Origin of the sequence: Acidovorax sp. HMWF029, from assembly GCF_003060895.1 — a bacterium.
Lineage (GTDB): Bacteria > Pseudomonadota > Gammaproteobacteria > Burkholderiales > Burkholderiaceae_C > Acidovorax.
Window position 1 is genome coordinate 718 of sequence record NZ_QAIH01000310.1, and the last position, 11,153, is coordinate 11,870.

Genomic DNA, 11,153 nt, shown 5'->3' on the forward strand with positions numbered 1-11,153 from the left:
GGTCACCCCGTAGCGAAGCGCAGGGGTCGCAGACTGGGGGTCGCCTTTTCTTTGGTGACTTTCTTTTGGCGAAGCAAAAGAAAGTTACTCGCACGCCGGGCGACTCCCGGCTCCCGCACTCCACACGGGCATGCAGTAGCCACCGCAAAAAGCTTCGACAGGCTCAACCCGAACGGATGGGGCGAGAACGAACTATCAAAACAATAGCTGCCAGCGCTTTATTTACAAGCGCAAGCAGCCAAAAAACCCTCAGAACCAACGACTCAAACCGCGCTGAAGTCTGGACGGCGCTTTTCCATAAACGCCGAGAACGCTTCCCGCGCCGCAGGCTCGCGCAACATGCGCCCAAAGCTCTCACCCTCTTCCGCCATCACCTCCAACACCTTCGCCGTCTGCCCACCCTTCATCAACCGCTTGGTTTCGATGAGCGACGACAACGGCTTGGCTGCCAGCTTCTTCGCCTGTGCCTGCGCCACCCCATTGCATTCGGTGGGCGGCACCACACGGTTCACCAGGCCTACCTCCAGCGCGGCCTCAGCCATGAAAGGCTCGCCCAACAGCAAGGCTTCAGCAGCGCGGTGATACCCCAGCATCTGCGGCACGAGCAGGCTCGACGCCGCCTCGGGACACAGGCCCAGGTTGACGAACGGCATGGAGAACGCGGCGTTGTCGCCCGCATAGACCAGATCGCAATGGAACAGCATCGTCGTGCCAATGCCCACGGCCGGGCCACAGACCGAGGCGATCACGGGCTTGGGGAAGGTGGCGATGCCGCGCAGGAAGCGGAACACCGGCGAATCCTGCGTGGCAGGCGGCTGCTGCAGAAAGTCGCCAATGTCGTTGCCCGCGCTGAAGATGGCGATGTCACCCTGGAACACCACCACGCGCACGCTGACGTCGGCCTTGGCGGCGTCCAGCGCGTCGGCCATGGCGGCATACATGTCGCGCGTGATGGAGTTCTTCTTGTCAACACGGTTGAAGGTGATGGTGGTCACGCCCGCTTCGGAGTGGACGAGGATGTCTTGGGTGGCTTCGGTCATGGTGGTGAAGGGTCAGTGATGATGATGGCGGGGACAGGAATGCGCCGTGCAGAGCAACAGGCCGACCTCCTACTCCTTGTAGTAAACGATCTGATGGCTGGTGGCGAGCATGGTGCCCGCCTCATTCCACAGCTGCACGGTCTGGTCGAAGAAACCGTTGCGGAACTCCTGCCCGCGCGCCTGGCCGAGAAGATAACCCGTGCCCGTGGCCTGCAGCTGGGCTGCGGTGGCATGAAAGTACACCGTGATGGACACCGTCCCGGCAGGCACATGGTGAGCGCGGCGCAGCCACACCCGGGGAAAGAAAACATCGGCCAACGCGGCCAGCGCCAAAAAGTCCAGCGGGCGCGGCGGCGCATCGCGCATCCACAGCTGCGTCAGGCTGTGGTCGCCGCTACCGTCCCACTGGCGTGGAATGGCGCCGGTGATGGGGCGCATCTCGTAGCGGTTGAGCCACTCCACGCCCAAACCTCGGGGCATGGCGGCCTGCGCGGATGGCGGTGGGACGTCGGGCATGGGCACATCGCCTGCGCTCCAGGTCTCGCGGCGCACTGCGGTGACAGCCGTGGCGGTGGTGGTGACCACCTGCTCGCCGCTCTTGGGGTCAGCTTGCAGGATCGACAGCGTCCAGTGCTGGGTAGAGCGGTTAGTGCGGACGGGAGTGGCCTGCACGGTGAATGCGCCAGCCGTCAGTGCGCCCGCGTAGTTGACGGTGAGCGAAAGCGGATCGCCCAGCAGATCAGGGTGCTGCAGGATGGCCTGCAGCAGCGTGGCGGCGGTAACGCCACCAAACGGGCCGACCATGTTCCAGTAGCCAGGGTGGGTCTGACCTTCGTACTGGCCCGCCGCAGAAGAGGACGAGGCCGTCAGCTGTACCGCGTCGTCCAGCGGATGGGCAGCGGACGCAGTGGAAGAATGGGAGGAAGACGTCATGCTGCGAGTGTGCCGCGAAACCACCGCTCAGGCCGTCGTGCCGGAGACTTCGGCGTGTGGCACACCGCCGCCCAGGGCCGCCAGCGCTGCCGCTGCACGCGGCCACAGGCTCTGGCGGAACTGGTCGCGAAAGAAGCCAAAGTGCCCAATGCGCCGCACCTGCAAGTCGGCCGGGGTGATGCTCTCCACGCGGCGCTCGGTGTTGGCGTACAAATTCACCAGGTTGTGCGTTCCGCGCAAGGTCATCAGCTCGTCGTCGGCCATGGACAGCGCAAGCACCGGGAACCGCACCGCACCATAACTCTGCGCCACCGCAGGCCCCTCGGCGCCCACGCTGTAGGCAGGGTCCAGACACCAGCGCCGCCACTGCAGGATCACCCCCGCTGGCAGATCGCCCACCTTCTTGAGCGTACGCCCCGGAAAGTACCCGCACAGCCGTGTGGCCAGCGGCACCAGCACCCACCAGAAATACGGAACGATGCGCTTGAGCTGCGGCGCGTTGTCACGCCAGTAGCCGCTGCCTGCAGCCACGCTCAGCAGGCCCGCCACCTGCTCGGGCTTTTTCAGCAAGCCCGGCAACTGCGCGCCCAGGCTGTGCCCAAGCAGAAACAAAGGCTGCGACGGCAGCGCGGCCTTGGCGGTGGAGATCACGGCCTCGTAGTCCTCGGCCCAGTCGAACAGATCCGCCTTCACATCGCGCATGGGGCCCTGCAGCGAATCGCCGTGGCCCCGGTAGTCAAACGTGGTGACCCGAAACCCCTGCTGCGCCATCCACAGCGCAAAGGCCTCGTAGTACGACTGCCGCACCCCCATCGCGCCGCCGATCACGACGCTGGCGCGCGGAGCGCCCTCGGGTTCGTAGACACGCAGCGCCAAAGACACCGCCCCGTTGACCTGCAAGGTTTGCTTGTTCATGTCTGTCTCCTTAGCTCAATGCCGATCTGCGCCAGCTTGAAAAGAAAACGAATCGCCGGGTTAGTGCCTTGGCTTCGACAGGCTCAGCCCGAACGGTTGGGTGTGTGATTGCCCCGCCCTTGTGTATTCAACCCCTGCCCTCAAGGGCGTAGCGAGCGGCTTTCAGGCTAGGCGGACGGAGCGCAGCAACCGGAACGTACTTGCGGTACGTGAGGATTGCGAGCACCGCCCAACGACGCATGAAAGCCGCGCAGTAGCCAGTTACAACGCCTCGATGATGCCTGCGGCGCCTTGGCCGGTTCCTACACACATCGTGACCATGCCGTACTTCAGCTTGTGGCGGCGCAGTGCATGCACCACCGTCGCCGCACGGATGGCACCGGTAGCGCCCAGCGGGTGCCCCAGCGCAATCGCGCCCCCCATCGGGTTCACGTTCGCAGGGTTGAGCCCCAGCGTGTTGATGACCGCCAGCGACTGCGCCGCAAACGCCTCGTTCAACTCATACCAGCCAATGTCATCGCTCTTGAGGCCCGCATACCGCAGCGCTGCCGGGATGGCTTCGATAGGGCCAATGCCCATGATCTCGGGGGGCACGCCCCGCGCGGCGTAGCTCACGAAGCGCGCCAGCGGCGTCAGGCCGAACTGCTTCACGGCCTTTTCGCTGGCCACGATGAGGGCACCCGCGCCATCGCTGGTCTGCGAGCTGTTGCCCGCCGTGACGCTGCCGCGTGCGGCAAACACGGGCTTGAGCTTGGCCAGGCCTTCCAGCGACGTGTCCGGGCGGGGGCCTTCGTCCAGGCTCACGGTGCGGCGCTTTTCCACCACTTCGCCGGTGGCGAGGTTGGGCGAACGCTCCACGATCTCGAACGGCGTGATTTCGTCGGTGAACTCACCAGCTTTCTGCGCCTTGATGGCGCGCAGGTGGGATTCAAGCGCAAACGCGTCCTGCGCTTCGCGGCTCACCTTCCACTGCTGGGCCACCTTTTCAGCGGTCAGGCCCATGCCGTAGGCAATGCCCACGTCTTCGTCACGCGCAAACACTTCGGCATTGAACGAGGGCTTGTTGCCGCCCATGGGCACCAGGCTCATGGACTCGGCGCCACCGGCGATCAGCACGTCAGCCTCGCCCACGCGGATGCGGTCGGCGGCCATCTGCAGCGCGGTGATGCCCGATGCGCAGAAACGGTTCACCGTCACGCCGCCCACGGGGTGATTAAACGCCAGGCCCACAGCGATGCGGGCCATGTTCATGCCCTGCTCACCTTCAGGGAAGGAGCAGCCGATGATGGCGTCTTCAATCGCCTTGGGGTCCAGCGTGGGGACCTGCAGCATGGCGCTCTTGACGGCGGCGACCAGCAGATCGTCGGGGCGGGTGTTCTTGAAATAGCCGCGGCCCGAGCGCCCGATGGGCGTGCGCGTGGCTGCGACGATGTAGGCGTCCTGGACTTGTTTTTGAGCCATGGTGAAACTCCTTCAATTCTTGGGGGGGCGGCTGGAAGGAACCCAGGCCCACGTAAATACACATTCGACCGGCTCCACACCGGCTTCGTCGGTCACGGTGACTTTCACCTGCACCTCGCCCTTGTCGCTGGCCAACATGGCGGCGCGCTGCTCGGCGGTCAGCGTGGCCACGGCTTTGAGGCCGCCCGTGGCGCGCTTCTTGAACGCCATGGAGAGTTCCTTGGCCAGCGGCAGGCAGTCGTCGCGCACGTTCATGCCCACGACCATGCCGGTGGCCGTTTCGGCCAGCAAGTTCATGGCCGAGGCGTGCACGCCACCGATATGGTTTTGCACGCGGCGCTCATTGGCCAGGTGCACTTCGACACGCTCCGGCGTGAGCGACACGAACTTCACCCCGGCCGTGCCGGTAAAGGGCACGGCCCGGCGCAGGATGATGTTCTGCACGAAGCCGCGCATGAAGGCGGGCGCCTCGTCCAGACGCATCAGCGAGCGCTGGAGTTTGTTGGGGGCTTGGCTCGTCATGGTGATGCCGATCAGTTGCGGACTGGCTTGCCTGTCGAGAGCATGCCCAGGATGCGCTCATGCGTCTTGGGCTGTGCGATCAGGTGGCAGAACACCTTGCGCTCCAGCGTGAGCAGGTATTCCTCGCTCACCATCGAGCCCGCATCCACATCGCCGCCACAGACCACCTCGGCGATCATGGCGCCGATCTTGAAGTCGTAAGCGCTGATGAAGCCGCCGTCGCGCATGTTCACCAGCTGCGCCTTGATGGTGGCCAGGCCGCTGCGACCCGCCACGGGGAACAGGCGCTTGTGCGGTGCACGCCAGCCGCTGGCGGCCATGGACTTGGCTTCGTTGATGGCCACGAACAGCAGCTCGTCCTTGTGGGGCACGATGATGTCGCTGTCCAGCAGGAAGCCCAGCTTGCGCGACTCCAGCGCGCTGGTGCCCACCTTGGCCATAGCCGCAGCGGTGAAGCCTTCGGTCAGGAAGGGCAGGATGTCCTTGCTCGTCGAAACCGCCATGTTCTCGGCCGCGCGGCGGGCGATGTAGGTCAGGCCGCCCGCACCGGGCACCAGGCCCACACCCACTTCCACCAGGCCGATATAGCTTTCCATGTGCGCCACACGCTTGGCCGAATACACGGCCAGCTCGCAGCCGCCGCCCAGTGCCATGCCGTGGATGGCCGCGACGACAGGCACCTGCGCGTAGCGGATGCGCAGCATCAGGTTCTGCAGCTCTTGCTCGATGCTTTCCACCGCATCGGCGCCGCCGACCATGAAGGCGGGCATCGTGGCTTCCAGGTCCGCACCCACGCTGAAAGGCGCGTCACCGGACCAGATGACCATGCCCTGGTACTCGGACTCGGCCAGTTCCAGCGCTTCCATCAGCGCTTCCATCACTTCGGGGCTGATGGCGTGCATCTTGTTCTTGATGCTGGCGATAAGCACTTGGCCGTCCAGCGTCCAGGTGCGCAGCGCCTTGGACTCGGCAATGGTGGTGCCAGCGGTGCGCCAATCGGGCAGGCTGGTTTCGCCCAGCAGAGCCTCGGGGAAGATCTGGCGCTCGTACACGGGCAGCTGGCGGCGGGGCACAAACTTACCTTGCGATGCACTCCAGGAGCCCTGCGCGGTGTGCACGCCACCGGCTTCGGCCACGGGGCCCTTGAAGACCCATTCGGGCAGCGGTGCCTTGCACAGCGCCTTGCCGGCGTCGATGTCTTCCTGAATCATCTTGGCCACTTCGAGCCAGCCTGCTTCTTGCCACAGCTCGAAGGGGCCCTGCTTCATGCCAAAGCCCCAGCGCATGGCCTGGTCCACGTCGCGTGCGTTGTCGGCAATGGTGCCCAGGTGCACGGCTGCGTAGTGGAAGCTGTTGCGCAGGATGGCCCAGAGGAACTGGCCGGGCGCGCCTTCGGCGTTGCGCAGCAGGCGCAGGCGCTCGGCAGCGGGCTTCTTGAGCATGCGGGCATACACCTCGTCGGCCTTCTGGCCGGCGGGCACGTACTCTTCGCTTTCCAGCTCGAAGCGCATCACGTCGCGGCCGACCTTCTTGAAGAAGCCTGCCTTGGCCTTCTGACCCAGGTTGCCCAGCTCCAGCAGCTTTTTCAGCACGGCGGGCGTGCCAAAGCTTTCGTAGAACGGGTCGGTCTCAATGCTCAGGTTGTCCTGCAGCGTCTTGATGACGTGGGCCATGGTGTCCAGGCCCACCACGTCGGCGGTGCGGAAGGTGCCGCTCGATGCGCGGCCGAGCTTCTTGCCCGTGAGGTCATCCACTACGTCGTAGGTCAGGCCGAAGTTCTCGACCTCCTTCATGGTGGCCAGCATGCCTGCGATGCCCACGCGGTTGGCCACAAAGTTGGGCGTGTCGTGCGCCCGCACCACGCCCTTGCCCAGGCCGCTGGTGACAAAGGCTTCAAGCTGGTCCAACACTTCGGGCTGGGTGGTGGGGGTGTTGATCAGCTCCACCAGCGTCATGTAGCGCGGGGGGTTGAAGAAGTGGATGCCGCAGAAGCGCGGCTTGATGCTCTCGGGCAGCACTTCGGACAGTTTGGTGATCGACAGGCCCGATGTGTTGGACGCCAGGATGGCGTGCTTGGCCACGTGGGGAGCGATCTTGGTGTACAGGTCCAGCTTCCAGTCCATGCGCTCGGCAATGGCCTCGATCACGAGGTCGCATTCCTTGAGCAGGTGCATGTGCTCTTCGTAGTTGGCCTGCTGGATCAGCGCCGCATCGTCGGCCACGCCCAGGGGCGAAGGCTTGAGCTTCTTGAGGCCTTCGACGGCCTTGGTGACGATGCCGTTCTTCGGGCCTTCCTTGGCCGGAAGATCGAACAGCACCACCGGCACCTTCACGTTGACGAGATGCGCAGCAATCTGCGCGCCCATCACGCCTGCGCCGAGCACGGCGACTTTTTTCACTTGGAATCTGGACATGGGTTGGGTTCCTGGTTGGGGCCTTGCGCAAAACCGCATGGGGTGCGCAAGGCCACGGGAATGGGGTTTACTGGATGCGGATCCAGGTCTGCGTGCGACCAAAGGGGCCGATGGAGCCGCGCACTTCGAGCTTCTTGCCCCCTTCGATGGGGGTCATGCGCAGGGTGTAGCTTCGGCCATTCTCAGGGTCGAGAATCTTGCCGCTTTCCCACACCTCTTTGCCTTCGGCCTTTTTGGCGCCCCGGATGATCTCCAGCCCCAAGATGGGCTTGCCCTTGCGGTCGTCCGAGCACTCGTCGCAGACCTCATCGGGTTTGGCGTCCTTGGACAGGCGCTTTTCCAGCGCCCCGTTCAGCACGCCGCCGCCGATGTCGCGGATGCGGATTTCGGCCTTGGCCTCGCCGGTCTTGTCGTCGATGTTGCGCCACAGGCCTTCGGGCGTTGCCTGCGCCCATGCGGGCACCGAAGACGCTACAAAAACAATAGCTGCCACCGCTTTATACATAGGCGCTCCGTGCCAAAAAAGCTTGAAATCCGTTGGTCTACCGATCAGGCCAAGGCCAGATCGGTGTCCATCAGCACCTTGCTGCCAGCACGGGCCGTGCGCATCAGCGTGACGGTTTCGGGGAACAGCTTGGCAAAGTAGAAACGCGCGGTCTGCAGCTTGGCGCCGTAGAACGGATCGGAGTTGCCAGCGGCGATCTCGCGCAGCGCCACCTGGGCCATGCGGGCGAACAGATAGCCGAACACCAGGTGGCCGGCCACGCGCAGGTAGTCCACGGCGGCAGCGCCCACTTCGTCGGGGTTCTGCATGCCCTTGAAACCGATCTCGGTAGTGAACTTGGTCATCTGATCGCCCAGCATCGCGATGGGGTTGATGAACTCAGCCATCTTCTCGTTCACGCCTTCTTCTTCCACCAGCTTGCCGATCAGCTTGCCCAGCTTCTTGAGCGTGGCGCCGTTGTTGCCCAGGATTTTGCGGCCCAGCAGGTCCAGCGACTGCACGGTGTTCGTGCCTTCGTAGATCATGTTGATGCGGTTGTCGCGCACGTACTGCTCCATGCCCCATTCCTTGATGAAGCCGTGGCCGCCGAAGACCTGCATGCAGGCGTTGGTAGAGATATGGCCGTTGTCCGTGATGAAGGCCTTCACGATGGGGGTGAGCAGCGCTACCATTTCTTCGGATTCGGCGCGCACCTTTTCATCGGGGTGGCTGTGCACCTTGTCCAGCAGCAGCGTGCAGAAGATCTGCAGCGCGCGGCCACCTTCGGCGTAGGCCTTAGCGGTGAGCAGCATCTTGCGCACGTCGGGGTGCACGATGATGGGGTCGGCGTCCTTGTCCTTGGCCTTGACGCCCGAGAGGCTGCGCATCTGGATGCGGTCCTTGGCGTAAGCCAGCGCATTTTGGTAAGCCACTTCGGTCAGGCCCAGCGACTGGTTGCCCACGCCCAGGCGGGCCGCGTTCATCATCACAAACATGGCAGCCAGGCCCTTGTTGGGCTGGCCTACCATGGTGCCGATGGCGCCGTCGATGGCGATCTGCGCGGTGGCGTTGCCGTGGATGCCCATCTTGTGCTCCAGGCCCGTGCAGAAGATGGGGTTGCGCTCGCCCAGCGAGCCGTCGGCCTTCACATTGAACTTGGGAACCACGAACAGGCTGATGCCCTTGCTGCCCTTGGGCGCATCGGGCAGGCGGGCCAGCACCAGGTGCACGATGTTGGAGGTCATATCGTGCTCGCCGGCGCTGATGAAAATCTTGTTGCCGGTGATCTTGTAGGTGCCGTCGGCCTGGGGTTCGGCCTTGGTGCGCAGCAGGCCCAGGTCGGTGCCGCAGTGGGGTTCGGTCAGGCACATGGTGCCGGTCCACTCACCGCTGGTCAGCTTGGGCAGGTAGATCTTCTTTTGCTCTTCGGTGCCGTGTGCATGCAGGGCTTCGTACGCGCCGTGCGACAGGCCGGGGTACATGGTCCAGGCCTGGTTGGCCGAGTTCATCATCTCGTACAGGCACTGGTTCAGTACAAACGGCAGCCCTTGGCCGCCATAGGCGGGGTCGCACGACAGCGCAGCCCAGCCGCCTTCGACGTACTTGGCGTAGGCATCCTTGAAGCCCGTGGGGGTCTTTACTTCGTGGGTGGCCTTGTTGAGCACGCAACCTTCGGTGTCACCGCTGATGTTCAGCGGGAAGGTCACTTCGGCGGTGAACTTGCCGGCTTCTTCGAGCACTGCGTTGATGGTGTCCACATCCACCTCGGCGTGGGGTGGCATGGCCTTGAATTCATCGCTGACCTTGAGCACTTCGTGCATGACGAATTGCATGTCGCGCAGGGGCGGCGTGTACATAGGCATGGGGTTTACTCCTTGGAGGTGGTGGTTTGGTTGGAAACTTTGCGGCGCTTGGTAGCAGCAGCAACGGGTGCTGCTGCGCTGGCGCCTGGTTTTGCGGCGCTGTAGCGCGCCAGGATGTTGTGAAAACCCTGCACCGCCCGGGCCATGGAGCCCGGGGTCTGCAGGAACCGCGCTTCGTAGTGCAGCGCGAGGATGAGGCCGTGGATCTCGAACAACATCTGCTCGGCATTGGTGTCTGCGCGCAGCTCTTCCAGCAGCTTGCACTGCTCGATGGCGCGGCGCATGGCGGCGTGCCAGGTCAGCACCGAGCTAGCCAGTGCATCGCGCACGGGGCCAGTGCGGTCATCAAATTCGACGGCGCCGCTGATGTAGATGCAGCCCGAGTCAATTTCGATGGAGGTGCGCTTCATCCAGTTGTCGAACAGGGCCGACAAACGCGCCACGCCGCGCGGGGCGGACATGGCGGGGTAGAACACTTCCTGCTCGAAACGGGTGTGGTATTCGCGGATGACGGAGATCTGCAGCTCTTCGCGCGAGCCGAAGTGCGCGAACACGCCCGACTTGCTCATGCCCGTGACATCGGCCAGCGCCCCGATGGACAGGCCTTCGAGCCCGATGTGCGTGGCCAGGCCCAGCGCCGCCTCGACGATGGCCGCCTTGGTTTGCTGGCCCTTTTGCAGGGCACGGCCCGTGCTGCTGCGGGCACGCGGGCTGCGGCTGACCGGGCTGGATTCGGAGGTGGCGGGCATGCTGGCAAATAAAAACGAACGTTCGTTCTATTCTGCAGCAATTTCAAGGCACAGCCAAAACCCCTGGAAAAAATAGGGAGGGTCACCCAAACGCGCGTTGCGGCGGCACCACCGCGCGGCTGCGCCGCCCTGCCCTGTCACTCCCGGCGTCAGCCCGCCGAGGCGGGCAAGGGCAAAAGGTTTTTTACAAGATTAGCGCCAGGCTGGCATCCAGGTGTTCCGACGGCAGGCGCTTGAAACCCGAGCGGGCATAGCGCTGCAGCCGCCCCAGCGCAAAAGCCGTGAGCACGCTGGCCGCCACCTGCGCATCCACTGTGGGCGTAGCCGATGCCGCCGTGGCTGGGCGCAGGCACTGGCGCAGCGTGGATTCGATGCGGTCAAAAAACTGGTTCATGCGCTGCTGCAGGCGCTCATGCTCAAACACCAGGGCGTCGCCCACCATCACCCGCACCATGCCAGGGTTGCGCTCGCCAAACTGCAGCAACAGCGCCACGATGCGTGCTGCCTGGCGCGCACCGACCTCCGGCGCCTGATCGGAGTCGGGCACGTCGCGGCCGGTGATCTGCTGCACCAAAGTGAACACGGTCTGCTCGATGAAGTCGATCAGACCCTCGAACATCTGCGCCTTGCTCGCGAAATGGCGGTACAGCGCCGCCTCGCTCACCGACAGGCGCGCGGCCAGTGCGGCGGTGGTGATGCGCTCGGCACCCGGCTGCTCCAGCATGGTCGCCAGCGCCTGCAGGATCTGCACGCGGCGCTCGCCCGGCTTGGGC

General features: G+C 64.4%; 10 protein-coding genes. All 10 read right to left on the reverse strand.

Going from position 1 to position 11,153, the window contains the following annotated elements:
* Positions 1–263: 263 nt before the first annotated feature.
* Positions 264–1,040 (reverse strand): enoyl-CoA hydratase, encoded by a 777-nt coding sequence (locus tag DBR12_RS20725; protein ID WP_108618951.1) that lies wholly within the window; start codon positions 1,038–1,040, stop codon positions 264–266.
* Between the two features lie 69 nt (positions 1,041–1,109).
* Positions 1,110–1,973: an acyl-CoA thioesterase II gene (locus DBR12_RS20730; protein WP_108618952.1), complete on the reverse strand. Its 864-nt coding sequence runs from the start codon at positions 1,971–1,973 to the stop codon at positions 1,110–1,112.
* A 27-nt stretch (positions 1,974–2,000) separates the two neighbouring features.
* Positions 2,001–2,888, reverse strand: a complete 888-nt coding sequence (locus DBR12_RS20735; protein ID WP_108618953.1) for an alpha/beta fold hydrolase — start codon at positions 2,886–2,888, stop codon at positions 2,001–2,003.
* Positions 2,889–3,149: 261 nt separating this feature from the next.
* Complete coding sequence (locus DBR12_RS20740; RefSeq protein WP_108618954.1) at positions 3,150–4,349, reverse strand: acetyl-CoA C-acyltransferase; 1,200 nt, start codon at positions 4,347–4,349, stop codon at positions 3,150–3,152.
* A gap of 12 nt (positions 4,350–4,361) precedes the next feature.
* A complete protein-coding gene (locus tag DBR12_RS20745) occupies positions 4,362–4,871 on the reverse strand; it encodes a DUF4442 domain-containing protein (protein ID WP_108618955.1) in 510 nt (169 codons plus the stop codon).
* 11 nt (positions 4,872–4,882) lie between these two features.
* Entirely contained in the window at positions 4,883–7,285 is a 2,403-nt protein-coding gene (locus DBR12_RS20750; RefSeq protein ID WP_108618956.1) for a 3-hydroxyacyl-CoA dehydrogenase/enoyl-CoA hydratase family protein, read from the reverse strand.
* Positions 7,286–7,352: 67 nt separating this feature from the next.
* Positions 7,353–7,790 (reverse strand): DUF2147 domain-containing protein, encoded by a 438-nt coding sequence (locus DBR12_RS20755; protein WP_108618957.1) that lies wholly within the window; start codon positions 7,788–7,790, stop codon positions 7,353–7,355.
* A 44-nt stretch (positions 7,791–7,834) separates the two neighbouring features.
* Positions 7,835–9,631 (reverse strand): acyl-CoA dehydrogenase C-terminal domain-containing protein, encoded by a 1,797-nt coding sequence (locus tag DBR12_RS20760; RefSeq protein ID WP_108618958.1) that lies wholly within the window; start codon positions 9,629–9,631, stop codon positions 7,835–7,837.
* A 5-nt stretch (positions 9,632–9,636) separates the two neighbouring features.
* The gene (locus tag DBR12_RS20765) at positions 9,637–10,380 is read right to left on the reverse strand and encodes a TetR/AcrR family transcriptional regulator (RefSeq protein ID WP_108618959.1); all 744 of its coding nucleotides are present in this window, start codon (positions 10,378–10,380) and stop codon (positions 9,637–9,639) included.
* A 184-nt stretch (positions 10,381–10,564) separates the two neighbouring features.
* On the reverse strand, positions 10,565–11,153 hold a 589-nt coding region (gene slmA, locus DBR12_RS20770), incomplete at its 5' end, for a nucleoid occlusion factor SlmA (protein ID WP_108618960.1).

Bases quoted from the DNA above. Each gene is read 5' to 3' on its own strand.
- DBR12_RS20765 (WP_108618959.1), bottom strand. From the start codon at position 10,380: ATGCCCGCCACCTCCGAATCCAGCCCGGTCAGCCGCAGCCCGCGTGCC.
- DBR12_RS20755 (WP_108618957.1), bottom strand. From the start codon at position 7,790: ATGTATAAAGCGGTGGCAGCTATTGTTTTTGTAGCGTCTTCGGTGCCC.
- DBR12_RS20760 (WP_108618958.1), bottom strand. From the start codon at position 9,631: ATGCCTATGTACACGCCGCCCCTGCGCGACATGCAATTCGTCATGCAC.
- DBR12_RS20740 (WP_108618954.1), bottom strand. From the start codon at position 4,349: ATGGCTCAAAAACAAGTCCAGGACGCCTACATCGTCGCAGCCACGCGC.
- DBR12_RS20735 (WP_108618953.1), bottom strand. From the start codon at position 2,888: ATGAACAAGCAAACCTTGCAGGTCAACGGGGCGGTGTCTTTGGCGCTG.
- DBR12_RS20725 (WP_108618951.1), bottom strand. From the start codon at position 1,040: ATGACCGAAGCCACCCAAGACATCCTCGTCCACTCCGAAGCGGGCGTG.
- DBR12_RS20730 (WP_108618952.1), bottom strand. From the start codon at position 1,973: ATGACGTCTTCCTCCCATTCTTCCACTGCGTCCGCTGCCCATCCGCTG.
- DBR12_RS20750 (WP_108618956.1), bottom strand. From the start codon at position 7,285: ATGTCCAGATTCCAAGTGAAAAAAGTCGCCGTGCTCGGCGCAGGCGTG.
- DBR12_RS20745 (WP_108618955.1), bottom strand. From the start codon at position 4,871: ATGACGAGCCAAGCCCCCAACAAACTCCAGCGCTCGCTGATGCGTCTG.